At 57.8% G+C, this 20183-nt stretch carries 19 protein-coding genes and 1 pseudogene; 12 read left to right on the plus strand and 8 right to left on the minus strand.

The features are described from left to right. The first annotated feature begins 26 nt into the window (after window positions 1–26). From E5S69_RS08945 to E5S69_RS08985, 9 genes are all read left to right on the plus strand, one after another. Window positions 27–1010: a Bug family tripartite tricarboxylate transporter substrate binding protein gene (locus E5S69_RS08945; protein ID WP_058698224.1), complete on the plus strand. Its 984-nt coding sequence runs from the start codon at window positions 27–29 to the stop codon at window positions 1008–1010. A 24-nt stretch (window positions 1011–1034) separates the two neighbouring features. Further along, window positions 1035–1904: a VOC family protein gene (locus E5S69_RS08950; RefSeq protein WP_052495072.1), complete on the plus strand. Its 870-nt coding sequence runs from the start codon at window positions 1035–1037 to the stop codon at window positions 1902–1904. Further along, entirely contained in the window at window positions 1904–3319 is a 1416-nt protein-coding gene (locus tag E5S69_RS08955) for an aldehyde dehydrogenase family protein (RefSeq protein WP_043355360.1), read from the plus strand. The genes E5S69_RS08950 and E5S69_RS08955 overlap by 1 nt, the downstream gene beginning before the upstream one ends. 13 nt (window positions 3320–3332) lie before the next feature. After that, complete coding sequence (locus E5S69_RS08960) at window positions 3333–4601, plus strand: CaiB/BaiF CoA transferase family protein (RefSeq protein WP_058698225.1); 1269 nt, start codon at window positions 3333–3335, stop codon at window positions 4599–4601. Continuing rightward, window positions 4598–5338 carry an enoyl-CoA hydratase/isomerase family protein gene (locus E5S69_RS08965; protein WP_043355358.1) on the plus strand — a complete coding sequence of 247 codons (741 nt, stop codon included), beginning with the start codon at window positions 4598–4600 and terminating at the stop codon, window positions 5336–5338. The genes E5S69_RS08960 and E5S69_RS08965 overlap by 4 nt, the downstream gene beginning before the upstream one ends. 7 nt (window positions 5339–5345) lie before the next feature. Continuing rightward, on the plus strand, window positions 5346–6083 hold the full coding sequence (locus E5S69_RS08970) for an enoyl-CoA hydratase/isomerase family protein (protein ID WP_058698226.1): 738 nt from the start codon (window positions 5346–5348) through the stop codon (window positions 6081–6083). Between the two features lie 29 nt (window positions 6084–6112). Beyond that, entirely contained in the window at window positions 6113–7294 is a 1182-nt protein-coding gene (locus E5S69_RS08975; protein ID WP_058698227.1) for an acyl-CoA dehydrogenase family protein, read from the plus strand. An 11-nt stretch (window positions 7295–7305) separates the two neighbouring features. Continuing rightward, window positions 7306–8421 (plus strand): acyl-CoA dehydrogenase family protein, encoded by a 1116-nt coding sequence (locus E5S69_RS08980; protein ID WP_058698228.1) that lies wholly within the window; start codon window positions 7306–7308, stop codon window positions 8419–8421. 121 nt (window positions 8422–8542) lie between these two features. Next, window positions 8543–9145, plus strand: a complete 603-nt coding sequence (locus E5S69_RS08985; RefSeq protein WP_143010733.1) for a hypothetical protein — start codon at window positions 8543–8545, stop codon at window positions 9143–9145. A 9-nt stretch (window positions 9146–9154) separates the two neighbouring features. Here E5S69_RS08985 and E5S69_RS32905 read toward each other — a convergent pair whose 3' ends face one another. Then, complete coding sequence (locus tag E5S69_RS32905; RefSeq protein WP_369597129.1) at window positions 9155–9355, minus strand: FAD-dependent oxidoreductase; 201 nt, start codon at window positions 9353–9355, stop codon at window positions 9155–9157. Window positions 9356–9417: 62 nt separating this feature from the next. Here E5S69_RS32905 and E5S69_RS08990 point away from each other — a divergent pair, with 62 nt between their 5' ends. Beyond that, window positions 9418–10518 carry an IS5 family transposase gene (locus E5S69_RS08990; RefSeq protein WP_058698229.1) on the plus strand — a complete coding sequence of 367 codons (1101 nt, stop codon included), beginning with the start codon at window positions 9418–9420 and terminating at the stop codon, window positions 10516–10518. Between the two features lie 135 nt (window positions 10519–10653). On the opposite strand, the gene E5S69_RS08995 is transcribed toward E5S69_RS08990, so the two are convergent. From E5S69_RS08995 to aceE, 3 genes and pseudogenes are all read right to left on the minus strand, one after another. Next, complete coding sequence (locus E5S69_RS08995; RefSeq protein ID WP_199414552.1) at window positions 10654–10875, minus strand: ferredoxin; 222 nt, start codon at window positions 10873–10875, stop codon at window positions 10654–10656. Window positions 10876–10895: 20 nt separating this feature from the next. Next, window positions 10896–12212 (minus strand): cytochrome P450, encoded by a 1317-nt coding sequence (locus E5S69_RS09000; RefSeq protein WP_081050313.1) that lies wholly within the window; start codon window positions 12210–12212, stop codon window positions 10896–10898. A 108-nt stretch (window positions 12213–12320) separates the two neighbouring features. Further along, window positions 12321–12683, minus strand: a pseudogene (aceE, locus tag E5S69_RS09005) (pyruvate dehydrogenase (acetyl-transferring), homodimeric type); the annotation flags it as partial. A gap of 151 nt (window positions 12684–12834) precedes the next feature. Here aceE and E5S69_RS09010 point away from each other — a divergent pair. After that, on the plus strand, window positions 12835–13278 hold the full coding sequence (locus tag E5S69_RS09010; protein ID WP_043355349.1) for a MarR family winged helix-turn-helix transcriptional regulator: 444 nt from the start codon (window positions 12835–12837) through the stop codon (window positions 13276–13278). Between the two features lie 357 nt (window positions 13279–13635). Here E5S69_RS09010 and E5S69_RS09015 read toward each other — a convergent pair whose 3' ends face one another. The 4 genes from E5S69_RS09015 to E5S69_RS09030 form a co-directional block, all read right to left on the minus strand. Further along, window positions 13636–14655 (minus strand): LacI family DNA-binding transcriptional regulator, encoded by a 1020-nt coding sequence (locus tag E5S69_RS09015; protein ID WP_058698231.1) that lies wholly within the window; start codon window positions 14653–14655, stop codon window positions 13636–13638. Window positions 14656–14784: 129 nt separating this feature from the next. Further along, window positions 14785–15771 (minus strand): Bug family tripartite tricarboxylate transporter substrate binding protein, encoded by a 987-nt coding sequence (locus E5S69_RS09020; RefSeq protein WP_043355346.1) that lies wholly within the window; start codon window positions 15769–15771, stop codon window positions 14785–14787. Window positions 15772–15829: 58 nt separating this feature from the next. Beyond that, entirely contained in the window at window positions 15830–17053 is a 1224-nt protein-coding gene (locus tag E5S69_RS09025; protein WP_058698232.1) for a CaiB/BaiF CoA transferase family protein, read from the minus strand. Between the two features lie 34 nt (window positions 17054–17087). After that, entirely contained in the window at window positions 17088–18692 is a 1605-nt protein-coding gene (locus E5S69_RS09030; RefSeq protein WP_043355342.1) for an FAD-binding oxidoreductase, read from the minus strand. Between the two features lie 472 nt (window positions 18693–19164). Here E5S69_RS09030 and E5S69_RS09035 point away from each other — a divergent pair, with 472 nt between their 5' ends. Beyond that, window positions 19165–20046: a LysR substrate-binding domain-containing protein gene (locus E5S69_RS09035; protein WP_058698233.1), complete on the plus strand. Its 882-nt coding sequence runs from the start codon at window positions 19165–19167 to the stop codon at window positions 20044–20046. The last annotated feature ends 137 nt before the right edge of the window (window positions 20047–20183 follow it).

The following is a 20183-nucleotide window of genomic DNA, read 5'->3' on the forward strand; positions in this document are numbered from 1 at the left end:
TGCTTCTTGAGGTCAGGAGACAACGAATGAAACGATGGATATTGGGCTTGAGCGCCGCTGTGGTGGGGTGCTGGGCAGCGACCGGTCAATCTGTTGCGAACGCCAGCGAGTCCTGGCCGAGTCGCCCGATCAAGTGGGTCGTGCCGTATCCGCCGGGCGGCACCACTGACATGCTGGCACGTATCGTCGGTGCCAAGCTCTCTGAACGACTCGGGCAGCCCGTGGTGATCGAGAACAAGCCAGGCGCTGGGGGCGATGTTGGCACGGCCTATGTTGCGAAACAGCCCGCTGATGGATACACCATCGTTATGGGCAATATTGGTCCTATTGCCATCAACCCCACGCTTACTCCCGACGCTCGCTTTTCTCCCACGCGAGATCTCGCGCCGGTGACGCTCCTGGCGGAGGTTCCCAACCTGCTGGTGGTCAACCCGCAACTGCCGGTCAAATCGGTGAAGGAACTCGTTCAGTACGCGAAGCAACAGCCCAATCCCTTGTCGTACGCAACGCCTGGCAACGGAACATCTTTGCACTTGGCGGGTGAACTGTTCGCTTCGACAGCGGGCCTGCGCATGGTTCATGTGCCATACCGCGGTAGCGGCCCCGGCCTGAACGACACGATGGCAGGCCATGTACCGATCATGTTTGACAACATGCCTTCGGCATTGAATCTCGTAAAAGGCGGAAAGGTTCGCGCACTCGCCATCACGAGTGCTGTCCGTTCCCCGTTGCTGCCGGACGTCCCAACGATGACTGAAGCTGGTCTGAGCAACTATCAGATCACTGGTTGGTTCGGCGTCTTGGTACCTGCCGCAACGCCGAAGCCGATCGTCACCCGTTTGGATGCCGAAATTCAAGCTGTACTCAAGATGCCTGACGTCCGCAGCAAGATTGGCGACATCGGCGGAATCATCTCTGGCGCAGGACGAGATGAGTTCGGCCGATTCATCCAGCAGGAGTCGGCGAAATGGCAAAAGCTCATTCGTACCGCGCACATCACCGTGCAGTAGGTCAGTTACTTTAAGGAAGAAGCAATGTTGAACTCGGTTGACAGAATCCTCGTTGCGGTGCGCGACCTCGATCAAGCAGAGCAGAACTACAGGGAAGTACTTGGGGCGCAGTATCTTGATGAGCTTGCAAGCGACCATCTGAATGCCCGTGGCCGTAGCCTGGTAATCGGCGAAAGCACGGTCGAACTTTGGACCCCGCGGGGAGCAGGGGTCGTAAGTGATCATCTTGATAGCTTCGGGGAAGGCCTCTTCTTTGGAGGGGTCTCGACAGCTAGCCTGGCTGAATGCCAGAGGTTCCTTGCCGAGCAAGGTATCCGATTTGCTGAAGCCGACGGCCGTCTCTATTTGAACGCGGGCGGCCTCTATGGCATGCCACTCGTTGTCAGCGAAGCGGCAGCGCGGGTTCGAGCGAATGGTCCTGTGTCGTTTCTGTACGAGCTCACCATGGTTCTCAGCACCGACTGGCGAGAAGTCGCGGATTGCTACGCGCGAAAACTGGGCCTGCAGCGCGACAAGGCAGTAGACATCACGTTCGCGCGATTTGGCTATGAAGGCACGCTGCTGATGTTCGCGCCGGATCGTCTCGATCGCATCGAATTGGCTGAAGCGCATGATCCCGCCTTTGCCATGGGCAGGTTTTCGGGCAAGCGAGGTGACGCACTTTACATGTGCTACATCGAAACGCATGATTTGGCGGACGTAATCAGGCGACTCGAATCGCGCAACGCAAAGTGGACCCGAAGGACCGACACGGGCAAGCCCGAGCAGGACGGCCTCTGGATCCATCCGAGCGCGCTGAATGGCGTCCTACTTGGTGTATCCCGAACCTCGTTGGCGTGGGGATGGTCCGGTAGCCCCGAGAAAGTCGAAGAGATTTCAGAGGTGCAGTCGTGATGCCGGAGATCTTCGATCAGCAATACATCGGGGGATCGTGGCGCCGTGCTTCTGGCACACAGCTCATCGACGTAGAGGACCCGAATACTGGCCTGGTATCGGCCCAAATTCTTCCAGGTACCGAGGAGGACGTCGGTCTCGCCTTGGGTGCCGCGCAGAACGCATTGGCCAGCTGGTCCGCAACATCCGTGTCGGACAAATGCGCAATTCTTAATCGCCTAAAAGACCAACTCACAAATCGGCAGGAGTCGTTGGCCGATGCTATCGCGGCTGAGGTTGGCACGCCCTTGAAGATCTCACGCATCGTTCAAGTCGACTCGCCCATTCGGAACATTGGGAACTTCGTAAAGCTGGCGGAAGGATTTCCATGGCAATCGCGAACGGGCCCATCTGTCATCGTCCGGGAGCCATTCGGCGTCGTGGCATGTATCACGCCATGGAATTTCCCGCTTCATCAGATCATTCTGAAGGTGGTGCCCGCGCTTCTGGCCGGGAACACAGTCGTGCTCAAACCAAGTGAATTGACGCCCCGAACAACGCGCCTTATCTGCGATGCCATCAATGACGCAGGCTTTCCTTCGGGCGTGGTGAACGTTGTGAACGGCTTGGGTGCGGTAGTGGGCGCAGCGTTGGCGCGAGCTGACGGCGTGGACATGGTTAGCTTCACAGGATCCACGGAAGCGGGTCGTGCAGTGTCTTGCTTGGCCGCGTCGACCATTAAGAAGGTGACGCTGGAATTGGGCGGCAAGTCGCCTTCCTTGGTATTGCCGGGTGCGGACCTGACTGTGGCCGTCAAGGGAACGCTCGCTTCCTGCTTCCTCAACAACGGTCAGACTTGCAGCGCGCTGACCAGGTTGATTGTTCACTCGCGTGATGTGTCGGCCGTCGAAGCCCTGGTGAAGCAAGAACTCGCCAAGTTCTCTGTCGGATCCAGCCTCGTCGAAGGCCATCGGATCGGCCCGCTCATTTCTGGCAAGCAGCGTGACCGCGTGCAGGAACTAGCGGAAAAAGGGGTAGCGGAGGGCGCCACGCTCATCGCGTCAGGCCAGGATGTTCCGCCTGCAGGATTCTTCGTCAGCCCGAAGGTGTTTCTCACAGATCAACATAACTATCTGGCCAAGGAAGAGGTGTTTGGCCCCGTGCTCTGCGTGATTCCCTACGACGAAATCGACGACGGCATCCGCATCGCCAACGCAACGGTGTATGGCCTGGCGGCGGCCGTTTGGGGCGATCCTGACCTCGCACTCGACGCCGCTAAGAAGATTCGTGCAGGACAGGTCGATATTAACGGCGCCCGATTCAACCCCGTAGCGCCCTTCGGCGGCTTCAAACAAAGCGGTGTTGGCCGGGAGGCGGGTCACGTCGGTTTGGATGAGTTCCTCGAGTACAAATCTATCCAAATGAACGAGGGATGACGGAATGTCTCTTATGCAGAAACAAGCTCTAGGGAACATTCGCGTATTGGATATGACGCGAGTGCTCGCAGGGCCATGGTGTACCCAGATGCTGGGCGACATGGGAGCCGATGTCATCAAGATTGAGCACCCATCGCGAGGGGATGATACGCGGCAGTGGGGGCCGCCGTATGCGATGACGAGTGAAGCGGAAGTGCTTGAGGATTCCACCTACTTCGCTTCCGCAAATCGGAACAAACGATCGGTTGGCGTGGACATCGCCAACCCAGACGGTGCGGATCTGATCCGTAAGCTCGTTCTTGAGTGCGACATCTTTGTAGAGAACTTTAAGGTTGGTGATCTGGCTCGTCGAGGGCTTGACTACGACAGTCTGAAAAAGATCAATCCGCGCCTGATCTATTGCTCTATCACCGGGTACGGCCAATCCGGGCCGTACGCTGACCGCCCCGGCTACGACTTCGTTTTCCAGGGGGAAAGCGGGCTGATGAGCATAACGGGCGAGCGTGATGACGAGCCTGGTGGTGGGCCACAGAAGGTCGGGATCGCCATTGCTGATCTGACGACGGGACTGTATGCGACGGTCGCGATCCTCGCCGCGTTGAACCACAGGAATGTCACGGGAGAAGGTCAGCACATCGATTTGGCACTGCTCGATTGTCTGGTTGGCTTGTCGTCGAATCAGGGATTGTCGTGCCTGATCAATGGCGCCGAACCGCACCGGTGGGGGAACGCGCATCCGTCTCTCGTACCGTATCAAGTCTTTGATACGGCAGACGGTAAGGTGGTAGTTGCTGTGGGGAACGATTCCCAGTGGCAACGCTTTTGCCAAGCGATCGACGCCAAAGAACTGGCCCGGGATTCGACGTTCTATTCCGCATCCGGACGCATTCGGAATCGAGAGGCGCTAATTGCGCAGGTGTCGTCGGTTCTTGCGGCGCGCCAAACCGAGCATTGGCTTGCCGCGTTCTCCGCAGCGGATATCCCGCACGGTCGTATCAATACCTACAAGGAAGCCTTTGCTCACCCACAGGTCATCCACCGTCAGATGACGATCGACGTGCCGGTTGACAAAGGTATCGGCTCGGTACGGGGCATCGCCAATCCCATCAAATTCAGTAAAACGCCGGTGCACTACGTTCGGGCGCCCGCGAAACTCGGTCAGCACACAGAAGACGTGCTTTCCGACTTGCTAGAACTTTCCGCGGACCACATCGCCGGTCTCGAAGAACGTGGGGTGATTAGTTGCCAAACGTCAAAAAAGACACTTCAGGAGCAATCATGAGCATCCAAGCTAATAATGTCGGAAACGTCCTGGAGATTTGCATTGCGCGTCCAGAAAAGCGCAATGCGATCAGCGCCGCGATGTACCAGGAACTGACCCGTCTTCTGGATGAGGCCAACGCGGACAAGGAATGTGCCGCAGTCATCGTGCATGGTGCGGGCGGACACTTCACTGTCGGTGCCGATATCAATGATTTCCAGACCCGGCGGGGTAATGAAGATTCCCCTGCTGTCACGCTTCTCCGGAAGATGGCCGCGATCGATGTGCCGCTAATCGCAGCAGTCGAGGGACTGGCGATTGGAATCGGCGCCACGATGCTGCAACACGTCGATTTTGCCTACGCATCCCAAGATGCGCGCTTCCGCATGCCGTTCGTATCGCTGGGTCTGTGCCCCGAGGGCGCATCCAGCTACCTGCTCGAATCGCTGGTAGGTGTCCGGAAGGCACGTGAGTGGTTGATGCTTGGAAAGTTCTTTGATGCAGAAGAAGCTTTCGATGCCGGGCTTCTGACGTCGCTGACGCAGGACGGGGAAGCCCTTGCACGGGCGCGCGAAACGGCTGCCGAACTGGCAAAGCTTCCCAAGGCTTCGGTACGCGCGACAAAGCGGATGTTGAACCACGAGAATCGTGCCGCTGTGGGTTCTGCGCTCGACCTGGAAGTGAAGATGTTCGCCGAACTCTTGAATACCGAAGCCACTCAGGAAATCTTCAAATCCTTCCTGAACAAGAAGCGTTAAGAACGCCATGGCCGAGTTGATAAAAATCGAATCAGAAAATTTCGTCCGGGTCATTACGATGAATCGGCCGGATAAGAGAAACGCGCTGAACTCGGAAATGTGCGACGCGTTGCACGACGCGTGGCAAGACTTCGCGGGCTCAGAGGATCGCGTTGCCCTGCTACGTGCAGAGGGGTCGGTGTTTACGGCAGGCCTCGACACGGACGATCCACCGGATTCCTTTTGGCATGCCATTCCCAATGTCGCATTTGACATTGGAAAGCCGGTTATTGCAGCGGTTAATGGCCCCGTGATAGCGGCGGGCGTATCGATGCTTGCATTCTGCGATCTTTGTGTAGCGACTTCGGCAACGACCTTCGTCTATCCCGAAGGTCGCCTAGGCATGGCAGCCGGCTTGATTAGCTCGCTGGTCGGTCGGATTCCCCACAAGATCGCGATGGAGCTCATGTTGACCGGGCGCCCGGTATCCGCCCAACGGGCCTATGAAGTCGGATTCGTAAACGAACTCTGTGAACCAGGAAGCGAAACAGAGGCAGCTCTAGTGACAGCGCGTCAGATTGCGAGCGCAGCGCCGCTGGTACTGCGTTTCCTCAAACAGGCGGCGAGACACTCGATTCCGGTAGGACTGGTTGAGGCAGGCTATAGCGCCCAGTACCAAGCTCAGATGCTGGCCAGGAGTGAAGACGCCCGGGAAGGGGCGTTGGCGGCCAAGGAGCGTCGCGCTCCCGTTTTCGTGGGCCGCTAGGACTAACTAACACAGTAGGGGACTGAGAAATGGATCTGAATTTCACAGAAGAAGAGCAGGAATTTAGAAAAGAGGTACATGCGTGGATCGACGCCCATTTGCCGAAGGAGATCTCGCACAAGGTGCACAACGGACTGCAGCTATCCCGCACCGATATGCAGCGTTGGCACCAAATTCTGGGGAAAAAGGGTTGGCTGACGTATAAGTGGCCAGTCGAGTTCGGCGGCACGGGCTGGACACCAGTGCAGCGGCACATATTCGAGGAAGAGTGCGCGTTGGCAGGAGCACCGCGACTCGTGCCCTATGGGCCTGTCATGGTGGCACCAGTCATCATGGCATTTGGTAACGCTGAGCAACAGGCGCGCTTCTTGCCCGGCATTGCGACGGGCGATGTTTGGTGGAGCCAGGGTTACAGCGAGCCGGGATCGGGTTCCGACCTGGCTTCGCTCAAGACACGAGCGGAGCGAAAGGGAGACAAGTACATAGTCAATGGTCAAAAGATCTGGACCACGTTGGCTCAGTACGGGGAGTGGATTTTCTGTCTCGTCCGGACCAATACAGAAGGGAAGCCGCAGGCAGGGATCAGTTTCCTGCTCATTGACATGCGTTCGCCTGGCGTCACGGTTCGGCCCATTAAGCTGCTGGACGGCGAGTGCGAGGTCAATGAGGTCTGGTTCGACAATGTTGAGGTCCCCGTTGAGAACCTGATTGGCGAAGAAAATAAGGGCTGGACCTATGCCAAACACCTTCTCAGTCACGAACGCTCGAACATTGCAGAAGTCGGGCGTGCCAAGCGTGAGCTCCGACGCCTGAAGCGAATCGCGGCTGCAGAAGGCATGATGGACGACCCTCGTTTCAAAGACGAGGTTTCGAAGCTCGAGGTAGATATTATCGCGCTCGAAATGCTGGTTCTTCGCGTTATCTCGGCAGAAAAATCCGGGAAGAATCCATTGGATATCGCAGGCCTACTGAAAATCCGAGGCAGTGAGATTCAACAGCGCTACAGTGAATTGATGATGCTGGCTGCAGGTCCCTATAGCCTCCCATTTATTCAAGACGCTATGTTGACGGAGTGGGATGGCGAGTTCCCAGGTGGAGAGCGACGGAACGCTCCGCTTGCCGCGACATATTTTAATCTGCGGAAAACCACTATCTACGGTGGCTCCAATGAAGTGCAGCGTAACATTGTTTCGCAAGTGGTCCTCGGATAAAGGAGTAGAGCATGGATTTCGAATTCACTGACGACCAGGACCAACTGCGAGATGCAGTAAGAAAGTGGGTAAAGCGTAGCTATACGTTTGAGCACCGTCGCAGTTCCGAGAGCAGCGGCGGATTTTCCGCGGACGCGTATTCGGAGCTTGCGGAGCTTGGGCTGACTGGACTTTACGTCCCAGAAGAGTATGGCGGCGTCGGTATGGGGCCGGTCGACGTTATGGTGGTTATGGAGGAACTGGGGCGGGGCATCGTACTCGAACCGCTGGCGCAAGTTCTACTTGCGGGTGCAGTGCTGTCGAACTACGCCGAAGCAAGCGTACGCGCGGCGTGGCTGCCTACGATTGCTTCTGGAGAAAGTCTGGTCGTACTGGCCCAGCAGGAGCGCGCGAATCGTTATCGCATCGATACGTGCGAGACGCGAGCAGTCGAGACGGCGGAAGGTTGGGAGCTTACTGGGAGTAAGAGCCTCGTGCCGGTTGGCGATCATGCTGCTGCGTACATTGTACCCGCCATGATTGCTGACACTCTCGGAGCGTTCCTTGTGGAGCGCTCCGCCCCAGGTGTATTGGTACACCCTTATCAAACTGTCGACGGCTCGCGCGCCGCGGAGCTGACGTTGTCGAAGGCGCCGGGCACGCTAGTCACCCGCGAAGGCCAGGATTGCCTGTCGTATGCCGTGGATCTTGGCATTGCAATGACGTGTGCAGAGGCCGTGGGCGTGATGGACGTAACCCTGGAGGCTCTGGTGGAGTACATGAAGACGCGCAAGCAGTTCGGCGTCGCTATCGCGAGCTTCCAAGCGTTGCGTCACCGCGTCGCAGATATGAAGATGAGTCTAGAGCTCGCGAGGTCTATGAGCTACTACGCCTCGCTCAACGTCAACGCGCCGGCGAACCAGAGACGTCGCGCCATGGCACAAGCGAAATATCAGTTGGGCGGGTCGATGCGATTCGTCGGCCAGCAGGCCGTGCAATTGCACGGTGGGATTGGAATGACGGATGAGTATATCGTCAGCCACTATTTTAGACGCCTTACCCAAATGGAATCGGTGTTCGGAGATACGCTGCATCATCTGGCGCAGATGTCGGACTCCATGCATCCCGAGCTTGACAAGGCTGCCTAAGGCGCCGCGAAGAGTAAGTGCTCGATGAATTGCGATGGCGGGTGACCCTCATCGTTTCCGGCAGCGCGGTGGTACATCCTCGCGCTGCTCATAGTATCGGACCGGGATAGTAGCGTAATTGATGCAGACGCAACTTCAGTCACGAAGCCAAGTCGGGATCCATGATATTTTTCTTCCAATTCCAATGAAAGTGACTTCGTTGAGTGGCGAGCAGATAATCAGCCGACAAGGCTATTCACGCGTAATTAAAGAGGGGAAGTTCGTGAAGCTCCCCGCTTTTTCTCCTGCGAGTCTGTTCTTGGGCGGCTCTATTTTTAAGAGCTCGCATTGCAGCTTCGATCTGGATGTAACTAGTTATTCTGTGGTGCGTGATCAACCAATGCACGATCTGTGGGATTCCAGGCCGCTTTGGGAGGCAATTTCATTGTCGGTGTTTATGAATCCAAAGGAAGCTTGGAATATTGCAGATATAGCGGATAGTTTGCAGACAACATCCTCGAGAGTCAGGCGGACCCTCTTCAGCCAGGGCAATTGCTTCACGGAAATATGTAACACGCAGCGGCTTATGCGTTCGCTGTTCGAATTGGCAGGACTGGAAAGATCTATACCGGATATTTCGAACAGAATTGGGTGGAGCCAATCCTATGACTTTGAGTCATCTTTCTATAATAGATTTAAAGTTTCGGCAGATGTTATTTGCGGAATGAAATTTTATGCCCGCTAGGCGATCTATTTAGAGGAGCTCTACTGAACGTTTGCCAGCCATCAACCGCTTCGAAAGAGATGGGCGGCCGTTGGGCAGGCCGCCCTCTTTTGCGATGGAAGTACCATCCGCCCCAGCCTCGCGCGCGCAGGCTGCTCGTGCCGCCGTGATGCCGGCGGCCGTTGCCCCGATGACTACGATTTGCTTAGCAGGCCGCTGAAATACCTCCAACGGAAGTCAGCGCGAGGACTGGCTGAAGCGTTGGTTTGAGGACCCCATCCAACCCCACATTCATGCGCGGCGCAGACACCTTCACCGAGAGTTTGTTCACGATGCGGAGGCTGGAGGATTTCGTGCCGAAGTCCCATCCGCTGCGCTCGATCCGCACCATGGCCAATCAGGCGCTGGTGAAGATGGACCGGTTGTTCGCGCAGATGTACGAGGCCGATATCAAGGGCGGCCGGCCAAGCATCGCGCCGGAGAAGTTGCTGCGGGCCATGCTGCTGCAGGTGCTGTACAGCATTCGCTCCGAGCGCCAACTCATGGAGCAGACGCAGTACAACCTGCTGTTTCGCTGGTTCATCGGGCTGTCGATGGACGACCCAGTTTGGGTGCCCACGGTCTTCACCAAGAACCGCGAACGGCTGATCAAACATGATGCAGTGATCCAGTTCTTCAACGAGGTGTTGGCCATCGCGCAGAAGAAGAACTGGCTGTCGGGTGAGCACTTCAGCGTAGACGGCACGTTGGTTCAGGCGTGGGCAGGCCACAAGAGTTTCGTGCGCAAGGATGGCGGCGACCAAGACGATAACGACGGCGGCAACTTCAAGGGGCGCAAGCGCAGCAACGAGACGCACGAGTCCAAGACCGATCCCGATGCCAAGCTGTACCGCAAGGGCAAGACAGCCAGCGAGCTGCGCTACATGGGTCATACCCTGAGCGACAACCGCCACGGCCTGGTGGTGAGCGCCATGGTGACCAATGCGGACGGACACGCCGAGCGCGAGGCCGCAAAGGTAATGCTCAACGATGCCAGGCAGGTGGTTGAGGACCTGAACGTGGAAGTAACCGTCGGCGCGGACAAGGGATACGACGCGCAGGAGTTCATTCAGGCCTGCCTGGAAATGAAGGTGACGCCCCACGTGGCGCAGAACACCTCGGGGCGGCGCTCGGCCGTTCCTGATGCCATTGCCAGCAGCGCCGGTTATGCGGTCTCGCAACAGAAGCGCAAGCTGATCGAACAGGGCTTTGGCTGGGTCAAGACCGTGGGGCGCATGCGTCAGGTGATGGTGCGCGGCCTGAAGAAGGTCGACCAGATGTTTGTGCTGAGCATGGCCGCCTACAACCTCGTGCGCATGCGCTCGCTGGGACAAATCCGTCCGCAGTTGCAGTAATCGCGGTAATGAGGCCGGAAATGGGCGTCAAAACGCAGGAAAAGTCGATGCAGGGAGGTCCGACTTCCGGATTGTGAGAAATAGCGAACCTACCAGCCTTGAGGCGAAGTACTCATCGCTTGCGCGATGAGTACTTCAGCAGCCTGTTAGGGGAATCATCAGAGAGCCTCGTGAATCTCGATTGCCAACGCCGGACAGATCCCAGCAGCCAAGCGTGCAGATTTTGTATTGATCGGCCGACGGATCGGCATTCAAAAGAATGACGATTCCGTCATCCTTTTGGTCGAACAGATCCGGCGCATTGACGACGCATTGGCCGGAACCGCAGCATTTTTCGGGATAGATTGTGATTTTCATCGTGATTCGCCGTAGTGGATTTACCAGCTAACGGGCAGTGCCCTAACACCATACATGAGCGAATCGCTCTTGAACGCGAGGCTCTCGATGGGCACGGCCAGCCGAAGATTCGGCAGGCGCTTCAGTAGGGCGGTGAACATGATCTGCATTTCGACTCTGGCGAGAACTTGTCCCATGCACTGATGCGGGCCGTATCCGAATGCGATCTGTGTCCGGGCATCACGGCGGAGGTCAAAGACGTGGGGATCTTTGAACTGCTCCTGGTCGCGATTTGCGGAAATACTAAGCACGACAACGGGATCACCGGCTCGGATCAATTGCCCATTCACGACAACGTCCTCCAGTGCGACACGTCGCGTCCCGGACTGTATGACATCCAGGAAGCGTAGCATCTCCTCCACCGCGTTTGGAACGAGGCTTGGATTCTGGCGAAGCTCTTCCCAGATGTCCGGCCTCTGAAGTAGGAAGAGCACCCCCATCGACGTCGTATTTGCCGTCGTCTCGTGCCCGGCAATCAGCAGAAGCCTTCCAAGCGAGACCACGTCTGTTTCAGTGATATCGCCCTTCCGTACATGATTAACGATAAGGCGACTGAGGATGTCCTCCCCGGGGCTTTCGGATCTCTTCGCCACCAGTTCACGCAGGTATTCGCACAACGCTTGATTCGCGGCGCTAGCCTCTTCCCTCGTCGCGGTGCTCGACGTCATGATCATCGCCTGTTCTTGGAAGAAGTCGTGATCGTCGTATGGAACACCAAGCAACTCTGAGATAGCCAATGCTGGTGTCGCCAATGTAAAGGCGCTAACCAGGTCAGAAGGCTGCGGCCCCATCGCAAAATCTTCCAAGAGCTTGTCCACGATGGCCTGAAGTCGCGGCCGCAGATTCTCGATCTTTCGGATCGTGAATTCGCCGGTCAGCATCCGCCGTTGCTCTGAATGCTTGGGTTCATCCAGGGTAATGAAGGTCCGGTTACTACTCCGAACAACCTTTACTGCGGCGCTGGAAGAGGGAAATCCCGGATGTGAGACGTCGGAGCTAAAGCGAGAGTCCGACAAGACAGCGCGAACATCGTCATAACGCGTGACAAGCCAAGCGATCTTTCCGTCCCAAAGCTTACCTTGTGCCAATTCGCCCTTCTGTTGCATCTGGAAGAACACCGGCGGCGGCGCCAAGGGATCTACGCGCTTAGGGGGGAAATCTGGGATTCCGCCGCTGTCGCCCTCAGCGTGAAAAGGACACGCTGATTTCGGCTCGTTCGCAGCCGCATCAAAAGGACAGCGCCCTTCTACCGCGGAAGATGGGTTGGAGGAAGGGGTGGGAGCAGGCGACTCCGTCATGGAAATATCTCCGAGGGCGATTGGTGGCTAATGTTAGGTAGCCTACCTATGTGGCGCAAAGGGGGTTTACCCTCAACAACAGAATCGAAGGTCGACCCGTAGACATCAGAAGAAAGCGGAGAACCCATATGTGGCGATATGCCCGCCGACGTTGGAGTGCTTGCCCGCCCGCAACACCATCGCCATGGCATTCCAGCGCGCCATGGCGGCCAGTCGGCGCTCGATCGAGGTGTCGCCTGGGTACGGCTGCTCGCCCGATTCGGCAATCGTATTGACGTAGGGCGTCGTGATTGCGCCATGGAAATCCCCGTGTCGGGCCGCGTCCGATTCATGCAGGCGGCCGATCAGGTAGTGGGCGCGTTCGCGGCCTTCCACTTCGGTCACGGCGGCCAGGGCCTCAATCCATTCCTGGGTTTCCTGCGGGTCCACATCCAGCGGCAATACGTGTAGCGGCAACACCGGGGCATTCATCTCTGTCTCCATGGGATTGACGGGGCTTCGGTTCGCATCAGGCCCGGTCGGATAGGCGTGGCCATTGCGCTTCAAATGAATTGCAGTTGCAATCGTCTGGGCATTGTGAGCGCTCTGCGGCATAATTGCAACTGCAACTATTGGAGATACCATGTCGACTGAGAAGCCGGATTTGTGGTTTTCGTTTGTACGGTCGCACCGGGCCTTGATACGTGAGGTGGATCGGCGTCTTGCCGAGGCTGGACTGCCAGTCTACGCGTGGTACGACGTGCTGTGGGGGATTGAAAGCGGGCCGGAGGAAAGCCGCCGGATGCATGAGCTGGCCGATGTGCTTGCCATCGAGCGGTACAACCTGACTCGCCTGATTGACCGGCTGGAGCGTGAAGAACTGGTGACCCGTATCCGGTCAGAGGAAGACGGCCGCGCCGCGTTCGTGTCCGTCACACGGCAAGGTAAGGCCTTGCGCAAGAAGATGTGGGGCATCTACGAGGCGGCGGTCAAAGAACTGTTTCTGGCCGAGTTCCGGCCGGAAGACATCGGGCGATTTTCTCGTGCGCTGGATGCGGCGGCAGCCAAAGCGGGGTGGCCGAAATAGGTTCGAACTCCCTTTTCGTGCGGTGACGCTTCTGGCTCGCGCCGGAGGGGACGAATGTGTCCGCTTTTTGGGACACGTTCGACTTAGTTGGCAACGGCGGTACCCTGACGCCTCAATCAAAGGTCAGTGGCATGACCGGCGCTTACCGACCCACCCTAAGCGGACATCAGGATGGAGCAGAGACTGATATCCATTAGGCGCCCCGCATGACTGAAGAATTCCCTCAGAACGTTGTCTGCAGCGCTTCATTTAATAGCTGGACAACGTATGCTTCGACCGCTTTGTGCCCGGTGAGGGCCTAGCTAGAGCGACGGCTGAGTTCCGTCCGTAGCGACAAAACGTAGTTTGGCTCACCAACTATCGGGGCGGCGCCGTACTTTCGCGAACTACAAGGTCAGGCTCGAACTCGGTCTGATTGCGTTTGGACCCGCCTTCAATCTGATCAACCAGGTTACGAGAAGTAAGTTCGCCAATCAGAACGGGATTCGAGTGTACGGTCGTGAGTGCGGGCGTCATCAGTTCCGCCATCTGCCAGTCGCCGAAGCCTGAAACTGAGATGTCGCTCGGAACCGATAGTCCCAATGTGCGGCACTCCGCGATCGCTGCCACAGCAACGAAGTCATTGATGCATATCAGGGCAGTCGGCTGTTCCTGATGCGGCAGCGAGTCATTACGCTCGAGACAGGTCCGAACCGCTTGCCGGACGGCAGATGCTTCGTACGGTGTCGGGAGAATGCGGTCGTCGGGTATCGAAATGCCGTTCTCACTGAGGACGTCTTGGATGCCCAGAAGTCGTTGAGAGGAGAGAAATTGAGTCTCTAGTGGCCCTGGGAGGACGGCAAACTTTCGATGTCCCTGTTTGACCAAATAGCTCGTCAACCTGCGCATCGCCAAGCGATTGTCATATCCCACCGTGGGATGCATACCCTCACGATCGACGGCCCACATTAGGACATACGGAATGGCATGCTTGTGGATTAGCGAGAAGACGTCAGGGTGATGCTGTGACCCGATAATGGCGATTCCGTCGACTCTGCGCTCCAAAAGCGCGCGCGCGCAGCGTAGTTCTGTCTCACTGTCGTCCCGGTGGCACGTCAATAAAACGGTGTATCCGAGCCGATCGAGCTGCGCCTCTAAGGTATCGACCGCTTTCGCGTAAAGCTCGTTCATCAGTGTCGGCGCAATGATGCCGACCGATCGCGTGCGCCCTTGACGCAGGTCCCGAGCCGAGGAAGACGGGACGTAGTTGAGGCTTGCGATGGCGTTCTGCACGCGCTCCAGCGTGTCAGGTCGCAGCCGATCCGGCGATGTCAGTGCACGGGAGACTGTTGCCGAGGAAACGCCGGCGAGGAGGGCGACTTGCTTGACATTCACCATATCGGATCAGCGGTTATCTTCAGCCTGGGATATCGGCCGACTGCCGTCATTGTAACGACCTTGGTAGTCCACAGGCAGTTTCCGTCGTCGGGGGGTATCCCGACGACGGACCGGCATTCCCGGTGAGGGCTAGTCGAGCCGGACCTTTGCTGAATCAGCCACGCGCTTCCATTTCGTAACTTCGGTGCGCAGAAACGCATCGAATGCTTCCGGGGTGCCGCCTGCGATCTGCGCGCCTTGAGCCATCAGCTTGTCGCGGACCTCCGGATCCTGAAGGGCTTTGTTGAACTGGCTGTTCATCTTAGCAACGATGGCTGGTGAGGTCCCGGTCGGCACCATAAATCCACCCCAAGAAACGGCTTCGTATCCGCTTATCCCGAGCGCTTCATCTACCGTCGGCACATCGGGCAGTGCCGGCAATCGAGTCTTGCTCGTGACCGCAAGAGCCCTGAGTTTTCCACTCTTGACATGTGGCATTCCAGCAAGCGCGGTGGGAAGGGCAACATTGATCTGCTGACCGAGCACGTCTGTGAGCGAAGGCGCGTCTCCCTTATAGGGAACGTGGTTCATCTTGACGCCAGCCATGGTACTAAGGAGTTCCCCGGCCAGATGGCTGCCCGAACCGTTGCCTGCAGATCCAAAGGTAATCTGTCCTGGCTTGGCCTTTGCTAATGAGACCAGTTGGCGCAGGTCCTTCACCGGCGAATTTGCTGCCGTGACGATAATGAGCGGCACCTTTGTCACCAAGACAACTGGCGTAAAGTCTTTCAGCGTGTCATAAGGAAGTCTCCCGTATACGGCCGGGTTGATGGCATTCGGCCCAAGGTTGGCCATCAGCACGGTGTAGCCGTCAGGCTGCGCCTTCGCAACGGCTTCATTAGCGATGATGCCGTTTGCGCCAGGCCGGTTCTCCACAACAACAGACTCTCCCCATGCCTGGCTAAGCTTAGCGCTTAGGAGCCTGGCGGTCACGTCTGAGGCGCCGCCAGGGGGATAGGGAAGAACGACCCGAATCGGCTGGACCGGCCATTCCTTAGCGTGGGCGGCGGCCAGACCGATGGTCAGTGTCACTCCGCAAACGGCTAATGCCCCCGCAATTCGTAGCAATCGATGCATGTCTGTCTCCTTTGAACGTGATCTTTATGGTGATCACTGTGGTCGGGCGGATTACACGTCAGATCGTCCCATCGCGGCGCATTGCCTCAATTTGCTCCACAGACTTCCCGAGCTCATTTTTCAGGATGGTTTCAGTGTGTTCGCCCAGCGCTGGGGGCGCGCGAAGGTAGTCGATACTGCTGCGAGAGAACTTGATAGGGTTCGCAACCTGGGGCGCGCTTGCACCGCTGCTGTGGGGCAAAGAGAAAACCATTTCACGCGCCCGGATATGGGGATCCTCCAGTGCTTCTGGAATGCTCTGGATCGGGCCACAAGGTACGCCGACCGATTCCAGCAGTTTGAGCCACGTGTCTCTCTCTTCTTCTTCAAAGCGAGCCGAGAGCACCTCCACAAGACTTTCACGGTTCTTTAGACGATCCGCATTGCGTCGATAGCGGTCATCATCCGGAAGATTGATTAAACCCAGCGCTTCGCACATGGCTCGGAACTGCCGGTCATTACCGACTGCTACGATCAGAGAGCCATCGCTTGCAGGGAATGACTGATAGGGTGCGAGATTGGGGTGCGCGTTGCCCCAACGACGCGGGTGGCTCCCGCCCACCAAATAGTTCGAGGCCTGGTTTGCCAGCCACGCCACCTGCGTATCCAGCAGGCTCATATCGACGTACTGCCCGCGGCCACTGCCGACTCGCTCAAATAGCGCGCTGACAATTGCAACGCTTGCATACATGCCAGTCATCAAGTCCGATATGGGCACCCCGCATTTTTGCGGGCCGCCACCGGGGACGCCGTCGCGCTCGCCTGTGATGCTCATCAGCCCGCCCATGGCTTGCACCACGAAATCGTATCCAGCCCGCTTGCGGTATGGGCCCGTCTGCCCGAAGCCGGTGATGGAGCAGTAGACGAGCCGAGGATTGATCTCACTCAGGGTCTTGAAGTCCAACCCGTAACGTTGCATATCGCCGAACTTGTAGTTCTCAACGAAGACGTCGCAATCTTTGACTAGCTCGTGCAGCAAATCCTGACCGACCTTGCTGCTGACATCCAGAGTGATCGAACGCTTCCCGCGATTGGCGCAAAGGAAGTACGCCGACTCTTCCGTCGTCGTGCCATCCTCACGAGTAAGGAAAGGCGGGCCCCAAGCTCGCGTGTCATCGCCGGTGCCGGGACGCTCAACCTTCATCACGTCAGCGCCCAGGTCGGACAATAGTTGCGTGCTCCAGGGTCCAGCAAGGATCCGGCTCAAGTCTAGGACCTTGATACCTGCAAGGGGGCCTGCCATATCTCCTACTCCTCTTTTTTGAGTTTCTAACTAATTAGCTCGGGTCGAACAGCACGCCAGGGTTCAAGACCTGGTGCGGATCAAAGGCCTGCTTGGCGGCCTTTAGCGCGGTGCAGAACAGCTCCGGCCGTTCCTTGTCGTACCAAGGGCGATGGTCCCGACCAAGCGCATGGTGGTGGGTCACCGTACCGCCTGCGTCCACCATGGCTTGCTCTCCAATGCGTTTGATCGCTTGGAACTGCTCGGGCAATCGAGCCTTATCGCCATAGGCAAACCACGTGAAATATGGCGCAGGGCCATCAGGGTAGAGGTGGGTAAAGCGGCAAGTCACCGAACCCGGGCGGCCGGTAACTTCGCGAATGGCCCGATGCGTTTCTGCCTTGACGTGCGCGTGAAGAGCGGCGAACTTGTCCCACGTGCACGCGGTTTCCATGGTCTCGCGCATGACGCCGCGAGCAATGGCGTACTCGCGCAGGTATGGGCCGCGCAGGAACTTGTTTCGCCAGCTCGATGTCGCAGCGTCCGCACCACCTTGGTTTCCGCTGACCGGATCATCGTCCCATTCGCCGCCGCACTCCGCGCAAATTTCCAGTGCTCGCTTCAGGCGTGCCTCGACCGGGTGGTCGGCGGACTCGAATCCCAGCACGAGAATGTCATAGCTGCCGTCGCTCGAACCCGTGTACAAGGCTTCTTCGCGTTCCACAAGGCGGGCATTGGCAGGGTTCAGTCCAGATTGAGACAGTACCCGTGTGGCCTCGACAGCGCGCGCATAGTCACGGAAACGTACGGTCACCTGCTTGCGGAAGACCGGCCGGCGGTGAAGCTTGACCCACGCCTCGGTAATGATGCCCAGTGCGCCTTCGGAGCCGAGGAAAAGTCGATCCGGATTGGGTCCCGAACCCGATACCGGGAAACGTCGGGATTCAATGGCACCCTGGGGCGTTACCACTCGCATGCTCTCGACGTGGTCGTCGATCTGAGTGAACGCGGTCGCAAAGTGGCCTGCTGCTCGCGTTGCGATCCAACCCCCCAGTGACGAGAACTCCCACGCTTGCAGGAAGAATCGCATGGTCAGGCCGGTGGGCTTGAGCTGTCGTTCCAGCTCCGGGCCAAGGACGCCCGCTTGAATGCGCGCGGCCTGCGATGTTTGGTCTACCTCCAGCACTTTGTTGAAGTGCTTCATGTCGATGGACACCACGCCACGGTAACGATCGTGCTCGGGCGGATTCACGCCGGCCACGACGCTGGTGCCGCCGCCGTACGGAACTGCAGCAACGTTCTGGCGCCCGCACCAGTCGAACAGGTCCACGATGTCCTGCTCAGTGCGCGGGTAGGCGATGACGTCCGGCGGGTTGGAAAATTCCCGGCGCATTGCGCGCGCAACATCCATGGTGCCCGCGCCGTAGGTGTGATACAGGCGGTCGTAATGATCGCTTGTGCAGATTTCGCGAAGCGACGCGGGCAGCTGTACGCGAGGTTTGCGCAGCGAAATTTCTTCGGGCGTCGGAAAAGGTGTCGCTTCGAAGTGCTCGACACCCAGCAAGCGTGTCCACGCTGCCTCGAACTCCCGGATTTCGTCCGGCGTGACGGTGTCACCCTCATAGCCCCACCCGTAAAACTTACGACGACGTTCCTGCATTGTTGCCTCCTGTGTGATGTGGTAATCGATTACATACGTTACGGTAACCTGCGTCAGAGACTGTAAATAACCAATGCCAGTACGGTGATGAGGCGAAAACAGCACTGCGTGCAATCGATTACATAAGTTTAGATTGGTGCGGCATAATGTCAAGCAGTTAACGCAGTCGCGGCCATGGGTTGGAGCAGGAGTCGACGAAGAGGTCGGATCGCTAAGAGACCTTCCCGCGGCGAGGTCACTGTGGGTTGGAGAGCGACTTACTTGGTGGTCTTCCCTTGCAGGGCGTCAGGTACGTCCTTGCCTGAGGACCCAGTGAGTCGATCCTGAGCAAGCAATCTGGGGGCGCTTGCTCGTTGCAGCGTTGGCATGGTGCTCGAGCGACAGAGCAGCAAGAAGTGTGGCCGCTCCCTAGGCCTCAAGCGATGACATGCGGCATATCCGCCCTGGGTAGCCCACCAAACGGAGAGAAGATATGGCCCTGCAACACATCCCGCCCATTCAATGTCTTGTCACCTTCGAGACGGTTGCAAGGCTTCGGAGCGCCACACGTGCCGCCGACGAGTTGTGTGTAACAACCAGCGCCGTGAGTCATCGAATCCGCCAGCTTGAATCTCACCTCGGTGTTGAACTCTTCGGGCGGAGTGACTTCACGCTTTCTGCACATGGTGCAGCGTACCTGGCGAATGTCCGAAGCGGCCTCGCTGCGCTACAGCAGATGCCGGTCAAAAATGGAAAAGCCTCTTCCACGCGACTGCGGGTCGCGGTGACCCCAACTTTCTCCAGGCAGTTCCTGATGCCCAAACTGGAACTGTTCCGCAACAAGTATCCGGACATCGACCTTATCTTGCAGGTCTCCATCCCATTCCTGGACGTCACAGCCGAGCCATCCGATTTGGAAATCCGGTACGGCGCGGGCGGATATGCGGACGTCGATCATCGCGTCGTTCTCTCGGAGGAGGTGGCGCCGGCTTGCAGCCCTACCTATCTCAACGAGTTCGGCCCCTTCGAAGGCTTCGAAATGGCGGGTGAAATCGACCAGGCGCGTCTGATACGTAGCCCGCTTGAGCCTTGGACGACATGGTTCTCCGCATGTGGATTGACGAGAACGGAGCCGCATGTGGGCGCTCAATTCAACGATCTAGGGCTTCTCTATGACGCAGCCGCGTGCGGGTTCGGCGTGGCACTAGTGAGGACCCGTATGGCGCAGTCATGGCTAGAGGGGGGGCGACTCATCCGCATATCGGATCGATCCGTGCCTTCACAGATGGCGCACTACTTATGCTGGGAACCTGGGGCCCTGGAGAGATGGGAGTGCGCCGCCTTTATGGAGTGGCTCACCGACTCGCTAAGTTGAGCGGCCCAAACACGGCAATCAAGTTTTCTGCAACTCAACCGCAAATAACTCTCAACCTGCTATATCGCGTGATTGTCTACAGTCAAGTCATGGCGTCTCGTCGACGCCTTTGACAGAAGTGTATTAGAACCTCCCCA

The sequence above is a fragment of the Cupriavidus necator genome, from assembly GCF_013141915.1.
Taxonomy (GTDB): Bacteria; Pseudomonadota; Gammaproteobacteria; order Burkholderiales; family Burkholderiaceae; genus Cupriavidus; species Cupriavidus necator_B.